This window comes from Rhizobium aouanii, from assembly GCF_037002925.1.
GTDB lineage: Bacteria > Pseudomonadota > Alphaproteobacteria > Rhizobiales > Rhizobiaceae > Rhizobium > Rhizobium aouanii.
This window is the reverse complement of record NZ_JBAMYD010000007.1, coordinates 20,328-45,414: the sequence shown is the minus strand read 5'-3', so window position 1 is coordinate 45,414 and position 25,087 is coordinate 20,328. Positions and strand designations below refer to the sequence as shown.

Sequence of the window (25,087 nt, the reverse complement as noted above, 5' to 3'; positions counted from 1 at the left end):
TTACTTGACGGCCGCCAGACCCGGATCGCCCTGCTTCTCGAAAGTCTGGACCTCCTTGTTGATGTAGGTCCCATCATCGGCCTTGACGACTTCGCGCAGATAGATGTTCTGCGTGATGTGACGGCTTTCCGGATCGATCGAAACCGGGCCGCGCGGGCTTGTCCAGGCAAGGCCCTTGACCGCATCGACGGCCTTCTCGGCATCCTGTTTGCCGCCCGTCGCCTCGATCATCTTGTAGATGACGTACATGCCATCATAGGCGCTGACTGAGGGGAAGGAGAGTTCGGCCTTGTTGCCGATCGCTTTGGTTGCCGCCTCGACAAAAGCCTTGTTCTCGGGAGAATCGTGCGACACGGCGTAGTGGAAGGTCGTCTGGATCCCGAGTGCGGCATCGCCGAGCGCCGGCAGATCGGATTCCTGCGTGAGGTCACCCGGCGCGAAGAACTTGATGCCTGCAGCCTTCAGGCCATTGTCGTTGTAAGCCTTGACGAAGCCGAGCGTCGTCGGACCGGAGGGCAGGAAGGCGAACACGCCCTCAGCGCCGGAATCCTTGATGCGCTGCATGATGGGGCTGAAGTCGTTGGTCGCAAGCGGCATTCGGATCGCCTCGACCACCTGGCCGCCGGCCTTTTCGAAGCCGGCCTTGAAAGCGTTCTCGGCATCGATGCCGGGGCCGTAATCGCTGACGACCGAAATCACCTTCTTGACACCGGCTTCGACGGCGACCTTGGCGATCGGCGTCGAGGTCTGCCAGGTGGTGAACGAGGTGCGGACGACCAGCGGGCTCTTGGTGACGATCGCCGAGGTGGCGGCGTTCATGATGACCATCGGCACATTGCCCTGCTTCAGGATCGGCGTCACCGCCATGGCATCGGGGGTGAAATAAAAGCCGGCGAGATACTGGACCTTTTCCTTGACGATCAGTTCCTGCGCCAACGCCTTGGATTGGGCGGGATCGGCCTGCGGCACGTCGCGATAGACGATCTCAACCGTGTCGTTGCCGACCTTGTTGCCGTTGACCGCCATATAGGCGTCGATGCCGGCCTTGAAGTTCTTGCCTTGCAGCGCGAACGGACCGGAGAACGGACCGATGACCCCGACTTTGATGGTGTCGGCAGAGGCGCTCGTGCCAATGGCGACTGCCGCAATGGCGGCCAGAAATAGTTTCTTCATTCTCTCTCTCCCTTTTTGGCGCGCTCCAGCGCCGTATTCGCTAGCCGCTAAAAATTTAGCGCTAACCTGTCATGCGAAATGGTGATGTAAAATGAAATAAATACCGTAATCCATAACTGTACAATTATGATTGTATGTCGAGGAGTGGAACTATCGGCGGCCGGTTCTACGGTCGAATTCTGGTCCATGGCCCACCTCAGACACTCCTATCAGAATGGCAGTCCCACATAGTTCTCCGCAAGCGCCGTCGAGGCGGCGCGGGAATGGGTGAGATAGTCGAGCTCCGCCTCCTGGATCTTCTGGTCGAAATCCCCGGTATCCGGAAAACGATGCATCATCGTCGTCATCCACCAGGAAAACCGCACGGCTTTCCACACGCGGGCGAGCGCCTTTTGCGAGTAGGAGTCGATGCCGCCATCCGATCCCTCGCGGTAATGCTCGATCAGCCCGGAGAAAAGATAATGAACGTCGCTGGCCGCAAGGTTCAGTCCCTTGGCGCCGGTCGGCGGAACGATATGGGCGGCGTCGCCGACCAGGAAAAGCCGGCCGAAACGCATCGGCTCAGTGACGAAGGAGCGCAGCGGCGCGATCGATTTCTCGAAGGACGGCGCGGTCGCCAAGGCCTCGGCGTGATGCACCGGCAGACGCCGTCTCAACTCGTCCCAGAAGCGATCGTCGCTCCAGTCCTCGATCTTCTCGTCGAGCGCGCATTGGATGTAGTAGCGACTGCGGGTGGCCGAGCGCATCGAACAGAGCGCAAAGCCCCTTGGATGGTTGGCGTAGATCAGCTCATGACTGACAGGCGCCACATCGGCAAGGACCCCCAGCCAGCCGAAGGGATAGACCTTCTCGAAACTCCTGATCGCCCGTTCCGGGACGGCCTTGCGGCTGGCGCCGTGAAACCCGTCGCAGCCGGCGATGAAGTCGCAATCGATGCGCTTGGCAACACCGTCTTTCACATAGGTGACGAAGGGAGAATGGTCGTCGAAATCTTGCGGCGCGACATCGACGGCATCGTAGATCGACAGGGAGCCGCTTTCTTCACGCCGCTCCATGAGATCGCGTGTCACCTCGGTCTGTCCATAAACCGTCACGCGCCTGCCGCCGGTCAATTCGTGGAGGTCGATGCGATGGCCGCGTCCGTCGAAGGCCAATGAGAAACCGTCATGCGGCAGGCCTTCGGCGTGCAGCCGCGTCCCGGCTTTTGCCTGATCCAGCAGCCCGACGGTGCCTTCCTCCAGAACGCCGGCACGAACCCGGCCGAGGATGTAGTCCTTGTTCACACGATCGAGAATGACATTGTCGATGCCGGCTTCGGTCAGAAGCTGGCCGAGCAGCAGGCCGGATGGGCCCGAACCGATGATGGCGACCTGAGTTCGCAAATGCTTCCTCCCTGCATTTTTGCGTTTTGCCAGATTCTGCCGTGTCGTCCCTGCCACAGCAATGGACATCCCGACCTAAAAATTGCACTAATCGAACATTAGTGCGGGAGGAGCCTCCGGAGAGCCCTATGAGCAGACATGTCCCTACCTACGAACTCTACGGTGAGAATACCGGGCGAAAGCCCGATTTTTGGTTACATTGCGAAACAATTCGCTCCCGTAGCAGCTTGCATCAGTGGGAGATCCGCCCGCATCGTCACGAGAGTTTCTTTCAGATATTGTACATTGAAGGCGGTTCGGGCGATGCGATCTTCGGCGAAAGGAGCCATGCCATCCGTCCGCCGGCAATCATCACCGTGCCGCCCGGGCTCAAACACGGCTTTCGTTTTTCACGCGATATCGACGGCTTGGTGATCACCCTGTTGAGATCCCATCTCAGCCACCCGCCCGGTGACCGAAGCCACCTCGGCGAATGGCTGGCGACGCCGCATCTGACGTCGCTCGATCCCGATAATGCCGAGGCTGCCTATGTCATGCAGACGTTGAGACGGCTGGGCGACGAATTCGAAAACCGCCGCAGCGGCCGCAACGAGGCCTTGGCCGCCTATGTCGCCTTGGCGCTGCGGCTGACGGCGAGGATTTCCCATGAGGGGAATGCGCAAGAGCTTCCGGCAAACGAGAACGAGCGGCGGATGGAAACGCTGAGCGAACTCATCCAGCAACATTTTCGGTCACACAAGCCCGCGTCCTTCTACGCCAGGGAGCTTGGGCTTTCGCCGACACATCTCACCCGTATCGTCCGGTCGATGACCGGCAACACCCCGCATGAATTGATCGCCGGCAAACTCGTCGAAGAGGCGAAACGCCAGCTGGTTTTTACGCTGGGCAGCGTTCAGGAGATCGGATTTCGGCTCGGCTTTGCCGACCCCGCCTATTTCTCGCGCTTCTTCGTTAAATACACCGGAGAAACGCCGCGGGTCTGGCGCATGAAGGAGAAGGTTCGACTTGAGGGTGTATAGGAAACACGCAATGGTTGCGGGGCGCAACTACCCTACCAGGCTTCGACGCCCTCTTCCGTGTCGCGGGCGCGTTCGCCGGCGCGGGTCTCGTATGCGTCTCGTTGCTCAGCTGACTTGACGGCATCGTCTGAGCCATCGCGCTGGGCTTCGGGCGTCATGTAGAAGGCGAGCGCCTTTTCCAGCCGGGCGGCGGTAAGCGTGGCAGCGAAACTTTTCATGTCGTTTCCTCGGTCGACGGCCTTGAAGCTTGCCTCGAGACACATAGCTTACGATGCGGTCTTGCAGGAACAGTGCGCCGAGGGTTTTCACCAACTTTAGACTTTGCTTGACGATTGTTTCCGCCGGATGATCTCCGCCGACCAGTTCCGTGCGATTCCGTCTGGTTTTCGCTTCACGCCATCGGCCATGTCCAGTTTAGCACCTCCGGCATGTCCTCGCCATATTCACGGACATAGTCGTGATGCTCCGCAAGCTTGCCGCGGAAGGCGGCGAGCGCTTCGCCTGCCTTTTCCTTCAGGCCCGGCACACGCTCGATCGCTTCGATGGCGAGGTGGAAGCGGTCGAGTTCGTTGAGGACGGTCATGTCGAAGGGGGTCGTCGTCGTGCCTTCCTCGATAAAGCCGCGGACGTGGATGTTGCGGTGGTTGGTGCGTTTATAGGTCAGGCGGTGGATGAGATAGGGATAGCCGTGATAGGCGAAAATGACAGGCTTGTCTGATGTGAAGATCGCGTCGAAGGCCTCGTCGGAGAGGCCGTGCGGATGCTGATCCCTGGATTGCAGTGCCAGGAGATCGACGACGTTGACGGTGCGGATTTTCAGTTCCGGAATGGCCTTTCGCAGCAGGTCGACGGCGGCAAGCGTCTCCATGGTCGGCACGTCGCCGGCGCAGGCCATGACGAGGTCGGGCAGAATGGTATCTTCTTCGTTGCTCGCCCAGTGCCAGATGCCGATGCCGGCTTCGCAATGTTTCACCGCCTCGTCCATCGACAGCCATTGCGGCTCCGGCTGCTTGCCGGCGACGATGACGTTGATGCGGTCATAGGTGCGCAGGCAATGGTCGCCGACCCAGAGCAGGGTGTTGGCATCCGGCGGCAGGTAGATGCGGACGATATCGGCTTTCTTGTTGGCGACGAGGTCGACGAAGCCGGGATCCTGATGGCTGAAGCCGTTGTGGTCCTGGCGCCAGACATGCGAGGTCAGCAGGTAATTCAGCGACGAGATCGGCTTTCGCCAGGCGAGTTCCCGCGTCACCTTCAGCCACTTGGCATGCTGGTTGAACATGGAATCGATGATGTGGATGAAGGCCTCGTAGCAGGAGAAGAGGCCGTGCCGGCCAGTCAGCAGATAGCCTTCCAGCCAGCCCTGGCAGAGATGTTCGCTCAGCACTTCCATGACGCGGCCGTCGCGGGAGAGGTGGACATCGTAAGGCTCGATACCCTCCATCCAGACACGGTCGGTGACTTCGAAGACGCTGCCGAGACGGTTCGATTCCGTCTCGTCGGGGCCGAAGATACGGAAGTTGGCGGCCTCCGCGTTGCGCTTCATCGTGTCGCGCAGGTAGTGGCCGAGGATCTCGGTCGACTGCGCCATGGCGCCGCCGCGCTTGCCGATATCGACCGCATAATTGCGGATATCGGGAACGTCGAGCTCCCGGCGCAGCAAGCCGCCATTGGCATGCGGATTGGCTCCCATGCGGCGTTCGCCGACAGGGGCGAGCTCGCGGAGCTCGGGTTTCAGCCGGCCGTCGGGGGTAAACAGGTCTTCCGGATCATAACCGCGCATCCAGTGCTCGAGGATCTTGCGATGGCCGTCATTCTCGCGGCAATTGGAGACCGGCACTTGATGGGCGCGCCAGAAGCCTTCGACTTTCTTGCCGTCGACCTCCTTCGGGCCCGTCCAGCCCTTCGGGCTGCGCAGCAGGATCATTGGCCAGCGCGGGCAGCCGTCCGCGGCCTCGCCATCCCGGGCTTGCCTCTGGATGTCGCGGATGCGGTCGAAGATCCGGTCCAGGGTTGCTGCCATCTGCTGATGCATGTCGCGCGGCTCATGGCCCTCGACGAAGAAGGGTTCGTAGCCATAGCCTTCGAAGAGACGCCTGAGGTCATCATCACTGGTACGGCCGAGAATGGTCGGATTGGCGATCTTGTAGCCGTTCAGATGCAGGATCGGCAGCACGGTACCGTCGCGGGCGGGATTGAGGAACTTGTTGGAATGCCAGCTTGCGGCGAGCGGCCCGGTTTCGGCCTCGCCGTCGCCGACGACACAGGCGACGATCAGGCCGGGATTGTCGAAGGCAGCGCCATAGGCATGGACCAGGGCGTAGCCGAGTTCGCCGCCCTCATGGATCGAGCCCGGTGTTTCCGGTGCCGCATGGCTCGGAATGCCGCCGGGAAAGGAAAATTGCCGAAAGAGCTTGCGCATGCCCTCGGCACTTTCGGAGATATCGGGATAGATCTCGCTGTAGGTGCCTTCGAGATAGGTGTTGGCGACCATGCCAGGTCCGCCATGGCCGGGGCCGCACATATAGATGATGTCGAGGTCGCGGGCGCGGATGAGACGGTTCAGATGCGCATAGATGAAGTTGAGGCCGGGCGTCGTGCCCCAATGGCCGAGCAGACGGGGCTTGATGTGCTCGGCTTTCAGCGGCTCACGCAAAAGGGGATTGGAAAGCAGATAGATCTGGCCGACCGAGAGATAGTTGGCGGCGCGCCAGTAGCGGTCGATGAGCGCGAGTTCGGTGTCGGTCAGGGCGGCGGTCGAGACATGCTTTTCCATGGGTTTCTCCCGTTCGAAAACGTCTTCAACGTCAATTCTACCGGCTGATGCCGGCAAGCTGTTGATCTGGATCAGCCACTGCGAAGAACGGACAGCGCCTCCTCGGCGATGATCTGCTCCTCATCGGTGGCAATGACATGGGCGGCGATGCGGCTTTCCCTGGTGCTGATGGTGAAATCATTGGCGGCATTGGTCTTTTCGTCGATCGCAAGGCCAAGCCAGGACAGCCGCTTGGCCACGCCTGCGCGGATCTCCGGCTGATGCTCGCCGATGCCGGCGGTGAAGACGATGGCGTCAAGGCCGTTCAGCGTCGCCGCCATGCGGCCGATTTCGCCGGCAATGCGCAGCGTGAAGAGGTCGATCGCCTGGCGCGCCTCCAGGCGCCCATCCTTCACCAGGTCGCGCGTGTCGGCGCTGATGCCGGAGACGCCGAGCAGGCCGGAGCGGTGATAAAGCAGATCCTCGATCTCCTCGAAGGATTGTTTCCTCTCACCGGCCAGATGCAGGATGACGCCGGGATCGAGCGAGCCCGGGCGCGTCGCCATCGGGATGCCGTCGAGCGTCGAAAAGCCCATGCTGCAATCGCGGCTGACGCCGTCATCCAGCGCGCAGAGGCTGGCGCCGCTGCCGAGATGGGCGACGACCACTTTTGCCACGCGCGGCGCCTTGCGGCGGAGCTCGCCGGCGATGAATTTATAGGAGAGGCCGTGGAAGCCGTAGCGCTTGATGCCCTCGCCATGCAGCGCCCGGGGAACGGCGAAGCGGCGAACGAGATCGTCCTGCGTGGCGTGGAAGGCAGTGTCGAAGGAGGCCGTCTGGGTGAGATGCGGTTTCAGATGCCGAAGGGCGCGGATGAAACGCAGCGCCTGCGGCTGGTGCAGGGGCGCAAGCGGGGTCAGCGCATCGACGGCATCGATTGCGGCGGCGTCGAGGGCGATCGGCGCGGTGAAGCGGTCGCCGCCATGGACGACACGGTGGCCGGCAGCACGTGTCGCGGTCATGTCGAAGTGATCGGCGAGACGCGCGAAAGTCTCATCGATGACGCCGTGCAGGTCTTCCGTCACCTCGGCCTGCAACGGCATCTTGACTACCTGCTGTCCTTTCGTCAGGCCGAGCGAGAGTGGCTCGGCGCGGAAATCGATGACGCCCTTGCCGATGCGTCGCGCCTCGGCGCCGTCTATCGCGAAGATGCCGATCTTGATCGTGGAGGAGCCGGCGTTGAAGGTCAGCAGGAGGTCGGTCGATGACATGTCCTCTCAGACTCCGTGTGGCGGTGACGATGGCCGAACTTAGTGCCGGGGCCTTGGACGGAAAGGCATCTCATCGCCTTTCCCGTATTTTTGTCGCTGCCCGGCCTATCCTCTTGTGCCGCCGGGATCGTGCCGGGCATCCTGGATGAATGTGCCGGGATGGAGGCATGTGACAGGAATATCGCCCGATGTCAGTGACTTACGGGGCGGGCCGGGCAAGGCGTCATGAGAGCTTCACGCTGCGGAATTATTAATAAAAGGCAAATTTGCAAAGCGGGATAAGGACCTATGCCATGGCCCCCAGCCAGGTTCATAGCGACGCTTCCCGCCCGCTCCACAGTTCCGCTTAGAAGTATACCGTCAGGCCGTCGAGGCCAGCTTGGCATTGCGATCGCTGATGAAGGTGCTCGCCTCGGAGGCGGGCATTGCCTTGCCGAAAAGATAGCCCTGGCCGACGTCGCAGCCGAGCTGCAGCAGGAAGGCGAGCTGGCCGTGCTCTTCGATACCTTCCGCAGTCGTCTTGATGTTGAGGCTCCTGCCGAGACCGAGCATGGCGCGGACGATCTTTTCCTGCCGCTCGTCGTCGCGATAGGTGGCGATGAAGCTTTTGTCGATCTTAATCTTGTCGAAACGATAGCGGGCGAGCTGGGCGAGGCTCGAGTAACCCGTGCCGAAATCGTCGAGCGCGATCTGGATGCCTGCTGCATGCAGTTCATCGAGAATGGCTGCGGCGACGGCGGGATCCTGGATCAGCGCATTTTCGGTGATCTCCACTTCCAGGCGCTGCGGCGGCAGCCGGCTTGCCGAAAGGACCTTGAGGATGCGCGACGTCAACAATTTGTCTTCCATCTGCACCGGCGAGACGTTGAAGGACAACATCACATGCTCCGGCCAGGTGAGGGCGTCGCTGCAGGCCTGGGTGAGAAGGTCCTCGAACAATGCGGTGATCATGCCGGTCTCCTCGGCGATATCGATGAAGACCGGCGGTGGAATATTGACGCCGTCATCGCCGATCCAACGCGCCAGCGCCTCGAAACCGCAGAGCTGGCCGGTCTTGAGGTCGATCAGCGGCTGATAGAAGGGCTTGATCGCCTTGTTGGAGATTGCGGCGCGGAGCCTTGTTTCCAGCGCGGCGCGCGCCGTTACCTTGTCCTGCATCGAAGGCTCGAAGACCAAATAGTGGTTCGGCCCGCGTGATTTCGCCTCGTACATGGCGAGGTCGGCACGGTGGGCGGCATCTTCCAGCGGCTCGGCTCCCTCGGCCCAGCGGTCATAGCCGACGCTGGCGCCGACTTCGACGGCAAAGCCATCAATATGGATCGGTCGGGTGACGGCCTGGATCAGCAATTTGGCAAAACGCTCCTCGCGCTGCGCCGTCAGGGCGAAGGCGACGATGATGAATTCGTCGCCGCCGAAGCGATAGACACAATCGGCATTGCCGAGCGCGCAGATGCGCCTGGCAACCTCGATCAACAGGATGTCGCCGCCCTTGTGCCCGACAAGATCGTTGACCTTCTTGAAGCCGTCGAGGTCAACGGAGAAGATCGTGACGTTGCGGTCCCATTCTTCGATCTCGGCCTCGTCGTCCTTGATCGGCCGTGAGAGGATCTTGCGCTCGAAGGCGTAGCGGTTCGGCAGCTTGGTCAGATGGTCGTGGGTTGCGGTCCAATCGGCCTTTGCCTGGGCGGCGGCGCGCAGGTCCATTTCCTTGCGCAGGTCGGCGATGCGCAGCACCGAATAGATGAAGCTCATGGCGCCGGCGATGCCGAGCCCCAGAACGAGCCTGTCGGCGCCGTATTCGCCGAAACCGGTCATGAAGGAGACCAGGCTGTCGTCGAGCTGTAGCAACGTGCCGAGAAGCCAGAGGGTCACTCCAGACACCACGATCGACACGCATTGCCGTCCGGCCCTGCTTTGGAAAAACACCGGCATTATGCCTTCTCCATCTCCACCTTCGCGGAAATATCACGAAAGTCTGAAATGTTTGTTGAAACCAGAAGGCGAATTATCGGAGGCGGCAGCCTGTTGCTGTGCCGCAGAGAGACCCGACAGGTTTGTGGGGAATCAGGGCGTCCCCTTCGTGGTTCGGGAGACCGGCTGATGCGGGTAAGAACGAAGGCGAGCGTGCTCATCACATCGCTCGCCCTTTCTCGTGCTTCAGGCGGTGACGATCAGCAGCGGGACGCTGACGATGAGACCGACCAGAACCGTGACTGTTGCGACACGCATCAAACGCAAGCGACGCGTGCGCTCGCCACTCCAATCATATGTCATTCTTCCATCTCCTCGGGATAAGGAAGTAGTCCCCGCAAAACCGGGTTCAACAGAGATGACGCGATTTGCTTGTGCAAAGCTGGATAAGATCAGCAGTCTCTAATGCTGGAAACGCAGAGACCAGCGCTGTCCGTTGCTGGTCATGCGGATGACGGAAAGCGGCTCGACGTCGCTCAGCCAGAAGGAGGAGAGCGGCGCCTGCAGCACATGCGCGATCGCTGCCCGGATGACGGCCGCATGGCTGATGGCAATGACGTGGCCGTCGAGGACGGTCTGGCCATCCATCCAGCCGGCGATGCGCGTGCGTAGATCAAGAAGGCTCTCGCCGCCATGCGGGGCCGCTTCCGGATCGCTCATCCACGCCATGAGGTTCTCCGGCTCTTCGGTCCCGATCGCCGCGATCGACCTGCCGGCCCAGCGGCCATGGTCGCAGTCGCAAAGCGCCTGATCTATTTGGGCTTCGAGGCGGAGCGCGTCAGCAGTCTGGCGGGCGCGCAAGGCGGGGCTCGTGGCAATACGGTCGGCGCGGGACGGGGCGATCATCCTGCCGGCCTCCTCCACTGCCTTGTCCTCCAGCGGTTCGTCGAGCGGGAACAGGGCCTTGCGGCTTGCTGCCGTCGCACCATGGCAGATCCAGGTGAGGCGCGTGTTCACGGTCGTTCTTGTCTCCCGGAATGCGGCGACAGCGTCCTTCGCCGGCTTGTGAAGTTTCGTTGACAGTCTCTTCGGCGTGCAGATATAACCGTGCTGTTGCGGGTTTGGAAGCCGGTGTAAGTCCGGCGCGGTCGCGCCACTGTGACCAGCGTGTCGAAAGCTCTTCGCGCTGGAAGTCAGACCCTACTGCACAAGCACTCTTTCGACTGAACGCGTCATTCCCGGAGGAATACATGTCTGACACCACTTTCGCGCCCGTAGCAGTACCGGCGCCGATCCCTGTAGGAGAGATCCTGCCCTGGGCGATCTTCGGCGGCCTGCTGATGCTCATCGTCCTCTATTTCGTCGGCACCGAGGAAGGCGCGATGGCGCTGTTCAACGGCATGTATGTGCACGAATTCGTGCATGACGGCCGCCATCTCCTCGGCTTTCCCTGCCACTAATCGCGTCGCGATCGGAGTTCCTGACATGGTTGGAAACCTTTTGCTTCGCGGCATGCTCGCGGGCCTGATTGCCGGCATTCTCGTTTTCGCTTTCGCCCATACATTCGGCGAGCCGCTAGTGGATGCGGCGATCGCCTTCGAGGAGGCGAGCGCCCAGGCGGCCGGCGAAGCTGCCGAACCTGAAATCGTCAGCCGCGCCACGCAGGCCGGTCTCGGCCTTTTCACCGGCGTCATGGCCTACAGCGTGGCCGTCGGCGGGCTCTTCGCGCTCGCCTTCGCCTTCGTACACGGCCGTTTCAGCAGCCTTTCGGCGCGTGGCACCTCTGCCGTCATCGCCATTGCCGCCTTCGTGGCGGTCGTGCTTGTTCCCAGCATCAGATATCCCGCCACTCCGCCGGCGGTTGGCAATCCCGACACGATCGGCGTCAGGACCGAACTGTTCTTCCTGATGATCGTCGTTTCGCTTGCCGCACTCATTGCCGCGGTGGCGCTTTCACGTCGTCTCTCCGAGCGCTTCGGTGTCTGGAACGGCGCGACCATCGCCGGCATTGCCTATCTCGTCTTCATCGGCCTCGTGCTCTATCTGCTGCCGCCGATCAACGAGGTGCCGGAGAACTTTTCGGCGATGGTGCTCTGGGGCTTCCGCACGACCTCGCTCGGCATGCATGCGATCCTCTGGGCAACGCTCGGCCTCGCCTTCGGGGCGCTGGCGGAAAAGCGGCTTGCCGTTAAGGGCGGGCTGCGGCCGGCGTTTCGGTGATCGGGCGTATCGAGGTTGCGGCTTGCTACACCTTCTCCCCAGCGGGGAGAAGGTGGCCCGAAGGGTCGGATGAGGGGGCCGCACGGCACGCCCTATATGTTGCCCTTCGCTTGTGCTCAGTGCATTCGCAGCTTTGCTGCACACCCCTTCATCTGCCTTCCGGCACCGACCGGGGTCGAGCCACGGGTCTCGCCCTGTCCTTCGGACCCCCGCTGGGGAGAAGGGATATGTGGCGGCGCCGTATTCCTCTCTCATCCGTCAGGAGTCCGAGGAAAGGAAGGCAATTTGGAGGGATGGCACGCGATCTCTATCGACGGCTTGCCTTTCTCGGTCTCAGCGCAAGCTTGCTTCTATTCATTGCCGGAAGTGCTTTTGCCCATAGCCGCAGTGACGGCGGCAGCCATGCTGGGCTGGATATCCCGGAGATTTCCCATGGCGAGATGGCTGTCATGTCTGACTATCGCGGCCGGATCATCGATCTTGCATCCCGCGCCGTCGATACGAACGAGCCGTTCCGGCGCGTGCTGAACTATGCCGAGATCCAGTATTCCTACTGTCTGTGGGGCCGGATGCCGGGCAGCGTGACGGATGAGGAAAGCCCGTTCAACGAATGCGCCCATGCCTATCTCGCCGCGACCAAGGCGGTCGTGCTTTCGATGCGCGAGATGCCGCGAGAGGCTGCTGCGGCGGGTGAAATCATTTCCGCCGTCGATGCCGACATGGTGCGGCGCGGGCTTGCGCTGATCACCTGCCGGTTCAGCGGCGAAGCCTTCAACACCGCCGACATCGTCAAGCCGCGCTGGAGCGGGATCCCATTCCATGCCGCCAGCATGGCGTCGCTGACGGGGCTTGCCTCTTTGTTCGGCCTTGGCGTGTTTGCGCTTCGCCGTTTCTCCCGGCCGAAAGTTCAGTCGTCGGAATAGCGCTGCTCGCGCCACGGATCGCCATAGATGTGGTAGCCGTTCTTTTCCCAGAAGCCGGCCTGATCGGCAGGCATCAGCTCGATGCGGCGCAGCCATTTGGCGCTTTTCCAGAAATAGAGATGCGGCACGACGAGGCGCATCGGGCCGCCATGCTCCGGCGTCAGCGGCAGGCCTTCCCAGGCTGTGGCGAGGATCGCATCCTCGGCGGCGAAATCGGCGAGCGGCAGGTTCGTGGTATAGCCGTCATAACTCGTCAGCATGACGTAAGCTGCTTCCGGCTTTGGCATGGCGAGGTCGAGCAGATCGCGCGTCGAAACGCCCTTCCATTTGTTGTCGTAGCGCGACCAGGTGGTGACGCAGTGGATATCGCTCACCCCCGTGCTCTGTTCGATCGCCTGGAAGTCGGCCCAGGTGAGGGTGCGCGTCGTTTCGACGAGGCCGCGCACCTCGAGCCGCCAGGTCTCGGTCGAGATGACCGGCTGCTGGCCGAGGTCGAGTACAGGCCAGTTCTTGACAAGGTGCTGGCCGGGCGGCAGGCGCTCGGCTTCGGGACGGCTGATACGGCCGGTCAGGAACTTGCCCTCTGCCGCCCAGCGGCGCTTGGATGTGGTGAGTTTGCTGTCGGCGGGCGTCTGGTCGTCGCTCATGGGCGGGGTCTCCTTGCGGTGCAGCAATAGGACATCCGCCCCTGCCGGGTGTCAAGTTTCGGCGGCCCCTTGGAAATCCCTATCCACCCCTCTAAACTCGGTGCGTTGGGCATGCCTCGCTGGGGAGTGGAGGCAGAAAAGGGAGGAGCCGGTTCTGTCTTCGAGATATCGTGCGATAGCGGCGTTGCTGGTGGTGCCGCTGATCATCTTCGCCTTTTTCACTTATGGGAGCGCGATTGCGACGCGCGCCTATATGGAGGAAGGCTCGGCGCAGGCGGGAACGGCGCTGCGTCTTGCCGTTTCGGCACTCAGCGGCCATCTCAACCGCTACGAGGCGCTGCCGGCGCTGATCGCCGATCATGACGACATCAAGGAACTGGTGAGCGCGCCAGAAGATGCGGCGCTGCGCGATGCGGCCAATCTCTATCTCAAGGAGATCAACGGGCTGCTGAAATCCTCCGATATCTATGTGGTCAAGCCGGACGGAGAGACGATCGCGGCCAGCAATTACGATGGGCCTGCAAGCTTCGTCGGACAGAATTTCAGCTACAGGCCCTACTTCCAGGATGCAGTCGAAGGCCGGCAGGCGCGGTTTTACGCACTCGGCACCACCTCGCTGAAGCGCGGCTATTATTTTGCCGCTCCGATCCGAACCGGCGCGGATATTCGTGGCGTCATCGTCTTCAAGGTCGATATCGACATGATCGAATCCTCCTGGGGCGGCGGCGAATACAAGATCTTCGTCTCCGATCCGGAGGGCATCATCTTCATGTCCGGCAGCCCGGAATGGCTCTATGGCGCGATCCTGCCGCTGACGGCCGACCGCGTCGCGCGCACGGAGGCGTCGCGGCGTTATGCCAATGCCAGGCTGGCGGCGCTGCCGGTGACGCGTGACCGCTTCGAGCAGCATGAGCTGATGACGCTGGCCGGCGAGCGCCGTTCGAGCGAATATCTGGTGCTCTCGCATTACATGCCGGCCGAGGACTGGACGGTGAACGTGCTGATGGAGACGAGTTCCATCCGTGCCCAGGCACGCACGGCGCTTGCGGCAGTCTTTCTCTTCCTCTGCATCGCCGGGCTCGCGGTCGCGGTTCTGCGCCAGAGGCGGGCGCGGCTTGCCGAGCGCATGCAAATGCAAGCCGAAGCCCACAACGAGCTGGAACGGCGCGTCGAAGAGCGCACAGCCGATCTTGCCCGCGTCAACAGCCGCATCGAAGAAGAAATCGCCGAACGGCGTCTGACCGAGCAGCAGCTCCGACAGACGCAGGCCGATCTGATCCAGGCGGGCAAACTTGCCGGGCTGGGACAGATGTCGGCTGCCCTTTCGCACGAATTCAACCAGCCGCTTGCCGCCGCCAAGACCTATACGGACAGCGCCTCCGTTCTCATCGACCGTGGGCGGACGGAGGAGGCGCGGGACAATATCCGGCGTATCGGCGGGCTGATCGACCGTATGGCTGCGATCAGCCGGCACCTGCGCAACTTCGCCCGCAAGCCGAACGAGAAGCTCGGTCCCGTTTCCCTCGACGAGGCGATGCGCGATACGCTCGAGATCATTGCCTGGCGGCTGAAGGCGGCAGATGCCGAATTGCTGCTTGATCTCGGGCCGCGTCCGCCGGTGGTGCGCGCCGGTTCGGTGCGCCTGCAGCAGGTGCTGGTGAACGTGATCTCCAATGCGGCCGATGCGGTGGAAGGGCTGGATGATCGGCGCATCGAGGTTTCGGCCTTCGAGGAGGCCGGCAAGGTGGTGCTGGCTGTGCGGGACCACGGACCTGGCGTGCCGGCGGCGATTGCCGAGCGTATCTTCGATCCCTTCTTCACGACGAAGGGCGTCGGCAAGGGGCTCGGCCTCGGGCTTTCGATCTCCTATAACATCATCAAGGATTTCGGCGGTAGCCTTACTGCTGCCAATCATCCCGAAGGGGGCGCGGTGTTTCGCATCGAGCTGCAATCGGCGGCAGGACTGATGCCGGAGGCAGCGGAATGAACGACGCGAAGATCCTGCTGGTTGACGACGAGGAGGAACTGCGCCGTTCGACGGCGCAGGCGCTGGAGCTCTCCGGCTTCAGTGTCGAGACCTATTCGAACGGCGACCACGTGCTGGAGCTGATCGGCTACAGCTTCCCCGGCGTCGTCGTCAGCGATATCCGCATGCCCGGCATCGACGGCATGACGCTGATGCAAAAGATCCGAGAGCTCGACCCGGAGGTGCCGGTCATTCTCGTCACCGGCCACGGCGACGTTCAGCTTGCGGTGAAGGCGATGCGTGAAGGTGCCTATGATTTCATCGAGAAACCGTTCACGCCGGAGATGCTCGCCGGCGTCATCCGCCGGGCGATGGAGCGGCGCGGGCTCGTGCTCGAAAACCGGCTGCTGAAGGCGGTTGCCGGCAAGCGCGACGATATCGAGGCGCGGCTGCCGGGGCGCACGCAGGTGATGGTGGATCTGCGCTACCGCATCCGGGCGATCGGGGCGAGCGATGCCGATACGCTGATCGTCGGCGAGACCGGGGCCGGCAAGGAGGTGGTGGCGCGGGCGCTCCACGACATCAGCGCCCGGGCGAGCCGGCCGTTCATCGCGATCAATTGTGCTGCATTGCCGGCGAACCTGATCGAGAGCGAGCTCTTCGGCCATGAGGCGGGTGCCTTTCCGGGTGCGGTGAGGCCGCGCTACGGAAAGTTCGAGCATGGGCGCGGCGGCACGATCCTGCTCGACGAGATCGGCTCCATGCCGTTCGACCTGCAGGCCAAGTTCCTGCGGGTGCTGCAGGAGCGGGTGATCTCGCGGCTTGGATCGAACGAGGTGGTGGCGCTCGACGTGCGCTTCATCGCGACAAGCAAGGTCGATCTGGAGGTGGAGGTGGCGGCGGGGCGCTTTCGCGCCGACCTCTTCTATCGGCTGAATGTCGCGACGTTGCACGTGCCGTCGCTGTCGCAGCGGCGGGCGGATGTTCCGCTGCTTTTCCTGCAGCTGGTGCGGGAGGCGGCGGCCCGCTACGGCCGCGACGAGATGGCCGTGCCGCCGGACGTGATTTCCGACATTGCCCAGCGCGACTGGCCTGGCAATGTGCGTGAGTTGAGGAACGCCGCCGACCGCCTGGTCCTCGGTCTCGACAATGGCGGGCGGCAAGCCGAGGAGGCAACCGGGCTTGCGGAGCGCGTCGCCGAATTCGAACGCGGGGTCATTGCCAGCGCGCTGGTGGCGCATGGCGGCAGCCTCAGGCCGGTCTATGAGTCGCTCGGCATTTCCCGGAAGACCCTCTACGAAAAGATGCAGAAATATGGTCTCGACAAGCGGATGCTGACCACCGAAAGCTAGCCGGGTGCTGGGGCGGAGCTCCAATCTCGCGGTGCGATGGGTGGATTTCCACCCACCCTCAGAGCCGTTTGTTTCCAAATCGACCCATGCTGCATCGCACTGTCGCAAAATCGTCTTTCGAAAGCGGCGGCAACGATTGCGGGTCGATTTTTCCAGGCGGCAAATAGGTGATCCGAACCGGCGCGGAGGATGTGTCGGCGGGTTCGCTTATTTCATCAGGGAGGAAACGATGAAAATTCTGAAGGCCATGCTCGGCCTGACCGCGGCTGCCGCGGTCTCTCTTCTCGCCGGCGCCGCTTCGGCGCAGACCTATCCCGAGCGCACCATCACCATGGTTGTGCCCTTTGCGGCCGGCGGCCCGACCGATACCGTCGCGCGCCTCGTCGCCGAATCCATGTCGAAGGATCTCGGCCAGCAGATCGTCGTCGAAAATGTCGGCGGCGCCGGCGGCACGCTCGGTGCCGGCCGCGTGGCGAATGCCGATCCCGACGGTTACACCATCCTGCTGCACCATATCGGCATGGCGACCAGCGCCACGCTCTATCGCAAGCTCGCTTACGACACGCTCGGCGCCTTCGACTATGTCGGCCTCGTCACCGAGGTGCCGATGACGATCGTCGCGCGCAAGGACATGGAGCCGGCCGACCTCAAGGGGCTGATCGATTATATCAAGGCAAACAAGGACAAAGTGACCGTCGCCAATGCCGGCATCGGTGCGGCATCGCATCTCTGCGGCATGATGTTCATGAGCGCCATCCAGACGCCGCTGACGACCGTTCCCTATAAGGGCACCGGCCCTGCCATGACCGATCTGCTCGGCGGTCAGGTCGATGTCATGTGCGACCAGACGACCAACACGACGAAGCAGATTCAAGGCGGCACGATTAAGGCCTATGCCGTGACCTCGCCCAAGCGCCTCGACGTGATGAAGGACATTCCGACGGCCGTCGAAGCCGGCCTGCCGGGGTTTGAAGTCGGCATCTGGCACGGCATCTATACGCCGAAGGGCACGCCTGCCGAAATCAACGAACGTCTGTCGAAGTCGCTGCAGGTGGCGTTGAAGGATCCGAATGTCGGCGCCCGCTTCGCCGAGCTCGGCACGGCGCCATCCTCCGACGCCGATGCGACGCCGGCTGCGCTGAAGGCCAAGCTCGAAAGCGAGATCGCCCGCTGGAAAACGGTGATCGAGGCCGCTGGCGAATATGCCGACTGAGGATTATCCTCGTCAGGACATGCCGGATGAGCCCCTCACCCTAACCCTCTCCCCGTGAACGGGGAGAGGGGACTTGCGTCGCTCAACGGCGGCAAGGGGCGAAGGGCTTGCAGCTATTTCCCTTCTCCCCGCATGCGGCGAGAAGGTGCCGGCAGGCGGATGAGGGCAATCGCAGCAGCAGTGCGTCACGAACCATCTCCCCAGGAGACACCATGAAATCCATCAGTTTCGATACCACCAATGCGATTTGCGGCGCGCTTTTCGTCGCGACCGGCGCTTTCTTCGCCATCCAGTCGCTGGGGCTCGACCTCGGCACGACGGTGCGCATGGGGCCTGGTTATTTCCCCCTGGTGCTTGCCGCCGTGCTCGTGCTTCTCGGTGCGATCATCTTCATTCAGGCGCTGCGGGTCGAGGGCGAGCCGATCGACCCGTTTGCCTGGCGCGGCATGGTCTTCATCCTGCCGGCACCGGTGTTCTTCGGGCTGACGGTGCGCGGGCTCGGATTTGCACCGTCACTGTTCCTCACCGCCTTCATCGCCTGCTTCGCATCGCAAAAGATGAACGTGTTCTTGGCGATCGTGCTGTCGCTGCTGCTGACGATCTTTTCGGTTGCGGTCTTCAGCTACGGGCTCGGCCTGCCGTTCGAGCGCTTCGGCCCCTGGGTCCGGTTCTAGGAGGCGATGATGGATCTTTTCAGCAATCTAGCGCTCGGCTTTGCAACAGCCGGCACTCCGGAAAACCTGCTCTTCTGCCTGATCGGCGTGCTGCTCGGCACGCTGATCGGCGTGCTGCCCGGCATCGGCGCCACGGCGACGATCGCCATGCTCTTGCCGATCACCTTCCAACTTGAACCGGTTTCGTCGCTGATCATGCTTGCCGGCATCTATTACGGCGCGCAGTACGGCGGCTCGACGACGGCGATCCTGATTAACATGCCGGGTGAATCCTCCTCGGCCGTGACCGCGATCGACGGCTACCAGATGGCCCGCAAGGGCCGGGCCGGCGCAGCGCTTGCGATCGCGGCACTCGGCTCGTTCTTTGCCGGCTCGGTCTCGACCTTCCTCGTCGCGATCTTCGCACCGCCGCTGACAGCGATCGCCCTCCAGTTCGGCTCGGCGGAATATTTCTCGCTGATGATCGTCGGCCTCGTCTCCTCGATCGCTCTTGCGCACGGCTCGGTCGTCAAGGCGCTGGCCATGGTGGCGCTCGGGCTGCTGCTCGGCCTCGTCGGCACCGACATCTACACCGGCACGCCACGCTTCACGCTCGGCATCCGTGAATATGCGGACGGGCTGAACTTCGTGGCGCTTGCCGTCGGCGTCTTCGGCGTGGCGGAAATCCTGCGCAACCTCGAGGGCGAGTCGACACGCACGGTGCTGATGGCCAAAGTCACCGGCCTTTTGCCGTCCCGCCAGGAATTCAAGGAGATGATCGCGCCGGTCATTCGCGGTACAGCGATCGGCTCGGCGCTCGGCATCCTGCCGGGTGGTGGTGCCATTCTCGCGGCCTTTGCCTCCTATACGGTGGAAAAACGGATGTCGAAAACGCCGGAGGAATTCGGCAAAGGCGCGGTCGCTGGCGTTGCGGGACCGGAATCGGCAAACAATGCCGGCGCGCAGACCTCGTTCATTCCGCTGCTGACGCTCGGCATTCCGGCCAATCCCGTCATGGCGCTGATGGTCGGGGCGATGATCATCCAGGGCATCGTACCCGGTCCGAACGTCGCCACCGAGCAGCCGGCGCTGTTCTGGGGCATCATCGCCTCGATGTGGATCGGCAACCTGATGCTGGTCATCCTCAACCTGCCGCTGATCGGGCTCTGGGTGAAGCTCTTGACCGTGCCTTACTACGTGCTCTTCCCCATCATCATGGCCTTCTGCTCGATCGGGGTCTACAGCGTCAACGCCAACGTCTACGATCTCTACGCCGTCGCCTTCTTCGGGCTCATCGGCTATGTGCTGGCGAAGCTTCGCTGTGAGCCGGCGCCGCTTCTGCTCGGCTTCGTGCTCGGGCCATTGCTCGAAGAAAACCTCCGGCGCGCCATGATCCTGTCGCGCGGCGACCCGACCACCTTCGTTACGCGGCCGATCAGTGCCATTCTTCTGGCCATTGCGGTCGCCGTGCTGATCGTCGTCTTCCTGCCGAGCGTCAAGAAGAAGCGCGAGGAGGTGTTCGTCGAGGAGGGCTAGAGCATGATGCCGAAAAGTGTGAGCGGTTTTCGGACGACATTACGTTCTAACTATATAATGTAGAACAGGATTCAGATTTTGGGCAGGCCTATATCATCCTGTTCCGGGGTTGAACTTGTGGCCCGTTTGATGAACAAGGAATGATCTGACGCGGGCGCCGGTTGGGCGCCCGTTTCGCATGACAGGATATCCAGGCCCAAGGAGCATTGCCCGATGAGCATTCCCGCCCGGATCAAAGACGATCTGCCGTTTCTGACCGCCTTGCGCCGCGACCTGCACGCCCATCCCGAACTCGGTTTCGAGGAGGAGCGTACCGCCGGCATCGTCGTGAGGCTTCTCGAAGAGGCTGGCATCACGGTGTATCGCGGACTCGGCGGTACCGGCGTGGTCGGCACGCTGCAGGTCGGCAATGGTACACGCAGGATCGGTTTGCGCGCCGACATGGATGCGCTCTCCATGCCTGAAATGGCGGAGCGGCCCTATAAATCGACCGCGCCCGGAAAGATGCATGCTTGCGGCCATGACGGTCATACGGCGATGCTCCTCGGTGCGGCGCGGCATCTAGCGGCAACGCAGGATTTTTCCGGCACGGTGCATTTCATCTTCCAGCCGGCCGAGGAAGGGCGAGGCGGAGCAAAGCGCATGGTCGAGGAGGGGCTGTTCAAGCTTTTCCCCTGCGATGCCGTTTATGGGCTGCATAACATGCCTGGGCTTGCAGTCGATGAGATCGCCGTGGTCGAGGGGCCGCAGCTTGCCTCCTCCGACAGTTGGCGCATGACCTTCCGTGGGACCGGCACGCACGGCGCCAAGCCGCATCTCGGCCGCGATCCGATCACGGCTGCCGGCACCTTTCTGTCATCGCTGCAGACGATCGTCGGACGGGTGGTCGATCCGCTGCAGCCGGCCGTCGTCAGCGCCTGCTTCCTGCAGGCGGGCGACTCGAAGGCGCTGAACGTCATTCCTGATATCGTCGAGATCGGCGGGACGGCGCGGGCCTATTCGCCCGATGTGCGCGACCAGCTGGAGACCGAGATCGGACGATTGGCGCATGGTACTGCGGCCATGTACGGCATTGCTGTGGACTATGCATTCGAACGGCGGATTCCGCCTGTCATCAATGACGCGGATGCGACCGCACGGGCGCTGGCGGCGGCCGGCTCGGTCTTCGGCGGGAAGGTGCAGACAAGCTTTCCGCCGTCGACGGCAGGCGACGATTTCGCCTTCTTCGCCCAGAACGCGCCGGGCTGCTATGTCTGGCTCGGCAACGGTCCGGCGCTGGATGGGGCGCTGCATCACAACACGGCCTATGATTTCAACGATGAAGCGCTGGGATATGGGGCGGCCTATTGGGTGGCATTGGTCGAGCGAGAATTGAAGGTTTGATTATCTGCTGCAGCGACTTCGTCAATGTCCATCAGTCGATCGGCGATTCCTCAACCCGGGCCGTCCCGCGCGTGGCATGGATGAAGGCGAGCACGAAGCCGATCGCCAGCACAAGCACGATGGTCGGCGCCGGCGCGCTGTCGATGAAGAAGGACAGGTAGACGCCGACAAAGGAACCGATCACCGCAATGGCGACGGAGAGGAGCAGCATCGTGCTGAACTTGCGGGTGAGCAGGAAGGCGATAGCTCCCGGCGCAATCAGCATGGCGATCGAAAGGATGATGCCGACCGCCTGCAAGGCACCGACGATCGTCAGCGAGATGAGGGCGAGAAGGCCGTAATGCAGCAGGTTGATCCTGAGGCCCACCGCCCTTGCCTGGGCAGGGTCGAAGGCATGCAGCAGGAAGTCCTTCCACTTCACACCAAGAATGACAGCCGTGATCGCGGCAATGACGGCCGATTGCCCGATGTCGCGCCAGGAGACACCGAGCATGTCGCCGAACAGGATGTGATCGAGATGCACGTCGGACTGGATCTTGACATAAAGGACCAGGCCGAGCCCGAACATGCCGGAGAAAACGATGCCCATCACCGTATCCTGTTTGATACGGCTGTTATCTTTCAGGAAACCGGTGGCGATAGCGCAAAACATGCCGGCCACGAAGGCGCCGACCGCAAACGGTATGCCGACGATATAGGCGATGACAACGCCGGGAAAGACGGCGTGGCTGATGGCGTCTCCCATCAGAGACCAGCCTTTCAGAACCAGGAAGCAGGACAACAGCGCCATCGGGATTGCGACCAGCACCGAGATCACCAGCGCATTGACCATGAAGCCGAACTGGAAGGGCGAAAGAAGCGTCTCGACCATATTCATGGTGCTGCCTCCAACGCCTGCGCAGCGCGTCTGCGCGCCGCCAGCATGCCATGCTTGGGTGCGAAGAAGAACGCGATCAGGAAGATTGCCGTCTGCAGCACGACGATGATGCCGCCTGTCGCGCCATCGAGGAAGTAACTCGCATAAGCGCCGACGAAACTGGTCATCGATCCGATGATGACCGCGATCACAAGCAGCCGCGGGAAGCGGTCGGTCAGCAGATAGGCGGTCGCGCCGGGCGTCACCACCATGCAGATGACGAGGAATGCACCGACTGTCTGCAGCGCGGCGACGGTGGAGGCAGACAGCAGCGTGAAGAAAATGACCTTGAGAGCGGTCGGATTGAGACCGATCGATCGGGCATGGCTCTCGTCGAAGAAAGTGACCATCAGGTCCTTCCATTTGACGAGCAGGACAGCGAGTGACACGAAGCCGATGATGGCGAGTTGCAGCGTATCCTCGGGCGTGATGGCGAGAATGTTGCCGAGCACGATCGTCTGGATGTTGACGGCCATCGGCTGGAGCGAAACCATGAACAGGCCCAGCCCGAAGAAAGAGGAGAAGATCAGGCCGATGATGGCATCTTCCTTCAGCTTGGTGCGCTGGTTGAGGAAAAGCATCGCTGCGGCAGCGAGCCCTCCGGAAAAGAAGGCTCCGATCGAAAAGGGAAGTCCGAGCATATAGGCGCCGGCAACGCCGGGAACGATCGCGTGCGAGAGTGCGTCGCCGATCAGCGACCAGCCTTTCAGCATCAGATAACAGGAGAGGAAAGCGCAGACGCCGCCGACAAGGGCGGACACCCACATGGCATTGAGCATGTATTCATAGGTGAAGGGCTGCAGGAGGTCGGCGATCATTCCCGCCCCCCATTGCCACTATCGGGGCCCCGGGCAGTCGCTTTGCCACCCTGCAGAATCAAGGGGCGCTCATCATCGCTTATGACGCCGATCGACGTTGCCCTGCCGTTCTGCGCTCCGCTCAACACGAAATGACGCAGCACGCCGCCAAAGGTCTTTTCCAGATTTTCCTGCGTAAAAGTCTCGACGGTCGGGCCGTAGGCGAGCACCGTGCCCTTGATCAGGATGGTCCGGTCGCAGAACTCCGGCACGGAGCCGAGATTGTGGGTGGAGACCAGCATGACGCGGCCTTCATCCCGCAGTTCGCGCAGGAGCTTGGTGATCTGGTCCTCGGTCTTTACGTCGACGCCGGTAAAGGGTTCATCGAGCAGAATGACCCGGCCGTCCTGCGCCAGGGCTCGCGCCAAAAAGACCCGCTTTCTCTGACCGCCGGAAAGTTCGCCAATCTGGCGCTTGCGGAACTCGCTCATGGCGACGCGGGCGAGCGCGGCCGCCACTGCCTCGTGGTCCGCGGCCTTCGGGATGCGCATCATGCCCATGTGGCCGTAGCGGCCCATCATTACGACATCCTCGACCAGCACCGGGAAATTCCAGTCGACTTCTTCCGATTGCGGCACATAAGCGACAAGGTTCTTGCGTAGCGCCTCTTCGACCGGCATGCCAAGCACGCGAATGTGGCCCCTGGCGAGACGCACGAATCCCATGATCGACTTGAAGAGCGTCGACTTGCCGGAACCGTTGACACCGACCAGCGCGGCGATCGTGCCCGTGGGGATCTGGAAACTCGCGTCCCTCAGGGCCGTATGTCCGTTGCGGTAAGTGACGGTCGCATCCTTTACCGTGATCCCCGATCCCGCATCCGAGGATGCGGGACGGACAAGATTGCCAAGCAGCACGGTCATTGCGACAACCCATCGGCAAGACCCTTCGCGACGGTATCGGAGGTCACGCGCAGAAGATCGATATAGGTTGGCACCGGGCCGTCGGCTTCGCTCAGCGAGTCGACATAAAGCACGCCGCCATAATGCGCGCCGGTTTCGCGCGCCACCTGCCGGGCCGGTTTGTCGGAAACGGTGCTTTCGCTGAAGACGGTTGGAATCTGGTTTGCCTTCACCGCATCGATCACCTTGCGAACCTGCTGGGGCGTGCCCTGCTGATCGGCGTTGATTGGCCAGAGATAGAGTTCCTTCAGCCCGAAATCGCGTGCGAGATAGGAAAAGGCGCCCTCGCTGGAAACCAGCCAGCGCTTGTCCTCGGGAATTTTTTCGAGGGTGGCGCGGATCGGCGTGATCGTCGCTTCGATCTTCTGCTTGTAGGCCTCGGCGTTGGCCTTGTATGTCTCCGCATTCGCCGGATCATACTTTGCGAAAGCATCACGGATATTGTCGACGTAGATCAGGGCGTTCTTCGGCGACATCCAGGCGTGGGGATTGGGCTTGCCTTCGTAGGGGCCTTCCGAGATGCCCATCGGCTCGATGCCATCGGAGACGACGGCACCGGGGACGTCGTGCAGATTCTGGAAGAACTTTTCGAACCAGCGCTCCAGATTGAGCCCGTTCCACAGAATGAGCTGCGCACCTTGTGCCCGCTGTATGTCACCCGGCGTCGGCGCATAGTTGTGGATCTCCGCGCCTGGCTTGGTGATCGATTCCACGATCGCGGCATCACCGGCCACGTTTTTTGCCATGTCGGCAATCACCGTGAAGGTCGTCACCACCTTGAACTTCGAATTGGTTGCCTGTTGGGCAGCGGCGGGAAAGGCAACCAGCACGGCTGCGAATGCCACCCCTATCAGTCCGGCCAAAACCGACCGTCTTTCCCCATAGAGCATATGTTTCTCCTCTTGCTGCTATTGCGACCGAATTGCAAAAGCCGCGGAGAGTCGAACAAGTTGCGCTTCGGAATGATTTGCAAAAAATACTTGACGACCCTTGCTTCGACTATTGTGC

Annotated in this window: 21 protein-coding genes and 1 pseudogene; 10 read left to right on the top strand and 12 right to left on the bottom strand. The window is 62.1% G+C overall.

Features of this window, described 5'->3' with window-relative positions:
* Both V8P77_RS13815 and pobA read right to left on the bottom strand, forming a co-directional pair.
* Entirely contained in the window at positions 1-1,173 is a 1,173-nt protein-coding gene (locus V8P77_RS13815; protein ID WP_335912984.1) for an ABC transporter substrate-binding protein, read from the bottom strand.
* Positions 1,174-1,382: 209 nt separating this feature from the next.
* Positions 1,383-2,555 (bottom strand): 4-hydroxybenzoate 3-monooxygenase, encoded by a 1,173-nt coding sequence (gene pobA, locus V8P77_RS13810; RefSeq protein ID WP_335912983.1) that lies wholly within the window; start codon positions 2,553-2,555, stop codon positions 1,383-1,385.
* Positions 2,556-2,683: 128 nt separating this feature from the next.
* Between pobA and V8P77_RS13805 the strand changes: the two genes are divergently transcribed.
* Positions 2,684-3,574 carry a helix-turn-helix domain-containing protein gene (locus V8P77_RS13805; RefSeq protein WP_335912982.1) on the top strand — a complete coding sequence of 297 codons (891 nt, stop codon included), beginning with the start codon at positions 2,684-2,686 and terminating at the stop codon, positions 3,572-3,574.
* A gap of 32 nt (positions 3,575-3,606) precedes the next feature.
* Here the strand turns inward: V8P77_RS13805 and V8P77_RS13800 are convergent.
* From V8P77_RS13800 to V8P77_RS13780, 5 genes and pseudogenes are all read right to left on the bottom strand, one after another.
* Positions 3,607-3,886: pseudogene (locus tag V8P77_RS13800) on the bottom strand (hypothetical protein).
* A 79-nt stretch (positions 3,887-3,965) separates the two neighbouring features.
* The gene (locus V8P77_RS13795) at positions 3,966-6,350 is read right to left on the bottom strand and encodes a phosphoketolase family protein (protein WP_335912981.1); all 2,385 of its coding nucleotides are present in this window, start codon (positions 6,348-6,350) and stop codon (positions 3,966-3,968) included.
* 71 nt (positions 6,351-6,421) lie between these two features.
* Positions 6,422-7,600: an acetate/propionate family kinase gene (locus V8P77_RS13790; protein WP_335912980.1), complete on the bottom strand. Its 1,179-nt coding sequence runs from the start codon at positions 7,598-7,600 to the stop codon at positions 6,422-6,424.
* A gap of 360 nt (positions 7,601-7,960) precedes the next feature.
* Entirely contained in the window at positions 7,961-9,532 is a 1,572-nt protein-coding gene (locus V8P77_RS13785) for a putative bifunctional diguanylate cyclase/phosphodiesterase (protein WP_335912979.1), read from the bottom strand.
* A 441-nt stretch (positions 9,533-9,973) separates the two neighbouring features.
* Entirely contained in the window at positions 9,974-10,528 is a 555-nt protein-coding gene (locus V8P77_RS13780) for a histidine phosphatase family protein (RefSeq protein ID WP_335912978.1), read from the bottom strand.
* Positions 10,529-10,761: 233 nt separating this feature from the next.
* Between V8P77_RS13780 and V8P77_RS13775 the strand changes: the two genes are divergently transcribed.
* The 3 genes from V8P77_RS13775 to V8P77_RS13765 all read left to right on the top strand — a co-directional run bounded on the left by V8P77_RS13775 (position 10,762) and on the right by V8P77_RS13765 (position 12,654).
* Positions 10,762-10,971 (top strand): CbtB domain-containing protein, encoded by a 210-nt coding sequence (locus V8P77_RS13775; protein ID WP_003542661.1) that lies wholly within the window; start codon positions 10,762-10,764, stop codon positions 10,969-10,971.
* A 25-nt stretch (positions 10,972-10,996) separates the two neighbouring features.
* Positions 10,997-11,731, top strand: a complete 735-nt coding sequence (locus V8P77_RS13770; protein WP_335912977.1) for a CbtA family protein — start codon at positions 10,997-10,999, stop codon at positions 11,729-11,731.
* Between the two features lie 293 nt (positions 11,732-12,024).
* Complete coding sequence (locus tag V8P77_RS13765) at positions 12,025-12,654, top strand: hypothetical protein (protein ID WP_335912976.1); 630 nt, start codon at positions 12,025-12,027, stop codon at positions 12,652-12,654.
* Here V8P77_RS13765 and V8P77_RS13760 read toward each other — a convergent pair.
* Positions 12,639-13,301 (bottom strand): sulfite oxidase-like oxidoreductase, encoded by a 663-nt coding sequence (locus tag V8P77_RS13760; RefSeq protein ID WP_130784516.1) that lies wholly within the window; start codon positions 13,299-13,301, stop codon positions 12,639-12,641. The genes V8P77_RS13765 and V8P77_RS13760 overlap by 16 nt on opposite strands.
* Here V8P77_RS13760 and V8P77_RS13755 point away from each other — a divergent pair.
* The 6 genes from V8P77_RS13755 (at position 13,300) to V8P77_RS13730 (ending at position 21,404) form a co-directional block, all read left to right on the top strand.
* Positions 13,300-15,288 (top strand): sensor histidine kinase, encoded by a 1,989-nt coding sequence (locus V8P77_RS13755; RefSeq protein WP_335913171.1) that lies wholly within the window; start codon positions 13,300-13,302, stop codon positions 15,286-15,288. The genes V8P77_RS13760 and V8P77_RS13755 overlap by 2 nt on opposite strands.
* The gene (locus V8P77_RS13750; protein WP_335912975.1) at positions 15,285-16,619 is read left to right on the top strand and encodes a sigma-54-dependent transcriptional regulator; all 1,335 of its coding nucleotides are present in this window, start codon (positions 15,285-15,287) and stop codon (positions 16,617-16,619) included. Before V8P77_RS13755 ends, V8P77_RS13750 begins: the two co-directional genes overlap by 4 nt.
* Positions 16,620-16,848: 229 nt before the next feature.
* Positions 16,849-17,832, top strand: a complete 984-nt coding sequence (locus V8P77_RS13745; protein WP_077979636.1) for a tripartite tricarboxylate transporter substrate-binding protein — start codon at positions 16,849-16,851, stop codon at positions 17,830-17,832.
* A gap of 212 nt (positions 17,833-18,044) precedes the next feature.
* The gene (locus V8P77_RS13740) at positions 18,045-18,506 is read left to right on the top strand and encodes a tripartite tricarboxylate transporter TctB family protein (RefSeq protein ID WP_335912974.1); all 462 of its coding nucleotides are present in this window, start codon (positions 18,045-18,047) and stop codon (positions 18,504-18,506) included.
* Between the two features lie 9 nt (positions 18,507-18,515).
* Complete coding sequence (locus tag V8P77_RS13735) at positions 18,516-20,021, top strand: tripartite tricarboxylate transporter permease (RefSeq protein WP_335912973.1); 1,506 nt, start codon at positions 18,516-18,518, stop codon at positions 20,019-20,021.
* Between the two features lie 213 nt (positions 20,022-20,234).
* Positions 20,235-21,404, top strand: a complete 1,170-nt coding sequence (locus V8P77_RS13730; RefSeq protein ID WP_335912972.1) for a M20 aminoacylase family protein — start codon at positions 20,235-20,237, stop codon at positions 21,402-21,404.
* A 31-nt stretch (positions 21,405-21,435) separates the two neighbouring features.
* Here V8P77_RS13730 and V8P77_RS13725 read toward each other — a convergent pair whose 3' ends face one another.
* Genes V8P77_RS13725 through V8P77_RS13710 form a run of 4 tightly spaced genes read right to left on the bottom strand, consistent with a single transcriptional unit; the run spans position 21,436 to position 24,969 of the window.
* The gene (locus tag V8P77_RS13725; protein WP_335912971.1) at positions 21,436-22,281 is read right to left on the bottom strand and encodes a metal ABC transporter permease; all 846 of its coding nucleotides are present in this window, start codon (positions 22,279-22,281) and stop codon (positions 21,436-21,438) included.
* A complete protein-coding gene (gene sitC, locus V8P77_RS13720) occupies positions 22,278-23,138 on the bottom strand; it encodes an iron/manganese ABC transporter permease subunit SitC (protein WP_003542639.1) in 861 nt (286 codons plus the stop codon). Before sitC ends, V8P77_RS13725 begins: the two co-directional genes overlap by 4 nt.
* Entirely contained in the window at positions 23,135-24,040 is a 906-nt protein-coding gene (locus V8P77_RS13715) for a manganese/iron ABC transporter ATP-binding protein (protein WP_335912970.1), read from the bottom strand. The genes sitC and V8P77_RS13715 overlap by 4 nt, the downstream gene beginning before the upstream one ends.
* A complete protein-coding gene (locus tag V8P77_RS13710; protein ID WP_335912969.1) occupies positions 24,037-24,969 on the bottom strand; it encodes a metal ABC transporter substrate-binding protein in 933 nt (310 codons plus the stop codon). The genes V8P77_RS13715 and V8P77_RS13710 overlap by 4 nt, the downstream gene beginning before the upstream one ends.
* Between the last annotated feature and the right edge of the window lie 118 nt (positions 24,970-25,087).

Bases quoted from the DNA above. Each gene is read 5' to 3' on its own strand.
- V8P77_RS13785 (WP_335912979.1), bottom strand. From the start codon at position 9,532: ATGCCGGTGTTTTTCCAAAGCAGGGCCGGACGGCAATGCGTGTCGATC.
- V8P77_RS13755 (WP_335913171.1), top strand. From the start codon at position 13,300: ATGGGCGGGGTCTCCTTGCGGTGCAGCAATAGGACATCCGCCCCTGCC.
- V8P77_RS13760 (WP_130784516.1), bottom strand. From the start codon at position 13,301: ATGAGCGACGACCAGACGCCCGCCGACAGCAAACTCACCACATCCAAG.
- V8P77_RS13715 (WP_335912970.1), bottom strand. From the start codon at position 24,040: ATGACCGTGCTGCTTGGCAATCTTGTCCGTCCCGCATCCTCGGATGCG.
- V8P77_RS13750 (WP_335912975.1), top strand. From the start codon at position 15,285: ATGAACGACGCGAAGATCCTGCTGGTTGACGACGAGGAGGAACTGCGC.
- V8P77_RS13790 (WP_335912980.1), bottom strand. From the start codon at position 7,600: ATGTCATCGACCGACCTCCTGCTGACCTTCAACGCCGGCTCCTCCACG.
- V8P77_RS13740 (WP_335912974.1), top strand. From the start codon at position 18,045: ATGAAATCCATCAGTTTCGATACCACCAATGCGATTTGCGGCGCGCTT.
- V8P77_RS13815 (WP_335912984.1), bottom strand. From the start codon at position 1,173: ATGAAGAAACTATTTCTGGCCGCCATTGCGGCAGTCGCCATTGGCACG.
- sitC (WP_003542639.1), bottom strand. From the start codon at position 23,138: ATGATCGCCGACCTCCTGCAGCCCTTCACCTATGAATACATGCTCAAT.
- V8P77_RS13730 (WP_335912972.1), top strand. From the start codon at position 20,235: ATGAGCATTCCCGCCCGGATCAAAGACGATCTGCCGTTTCTGACCGCC.
- V8P77_RS13765 (WP_335912976.1), top strand. From the start codon at position 12,025: ATGGCACGCGATCTCTATCGACGGCTTGCCTTTCTCGGTCTCAGCGCA.
- V8P77_RS13725 (WP_335912971.1), bottom strand. From the start codon at position 22,281: ATGAATATGGTCGAGACGCTTCTTTCGCCCTTCCAGTTCGGCTTCATG.
- V8P77_RS13735 (WP_335912973.1), top strand. From the start codon at position 18,516: ATGGATCTTTTCAGCAATCTAGCGCTCGGCTTTGCAACAGCCGGCACT.
- V8P77_RS13795 (WP_335912981.1), bottom strand. From the start codon at position 6,350: ATGGAAAAGCATGTCTCGACCGCCGCCCTGACCGACACCGAACTCGCG.
- V8P77_RS13805 (WP_335912982.1), top strand. From the start codon at position 2,684: ATGAGCAGACATGTCCCTACCTACGAACTCTACGGTGAGAATACCGGG.
- V8P77_RS13775 (WP_003542661.1), top strand. From the start codon at position 10,762: ATGTCTGACACCACTTTCGCGCCCGTAGCAGTACCGGCGCCGATCCCT.
- V8P77_RS13745 (WP_077979636.1), top strand. From the start codon at position 16,849: ATGAAAATTCTGAAGGCCATGCTCGGCCTGACCGCGGCTGCCGCGGTC.
- V8P77_RS13770 (WP_335912977.1), top strand. From the start codon at position 10,997: ATGGTTGGAAACCTTTTGCTTCGCGGCATGCTCGCGGGCCTGATTGCC.
- V8P77_RS13710 (WP_335912969.1), bottom strand. From the start codon at position 24,969: ATGCTCTATGGGGAAAGACGGTCGGTTTTGGCCGGACTGATAGGGGTG.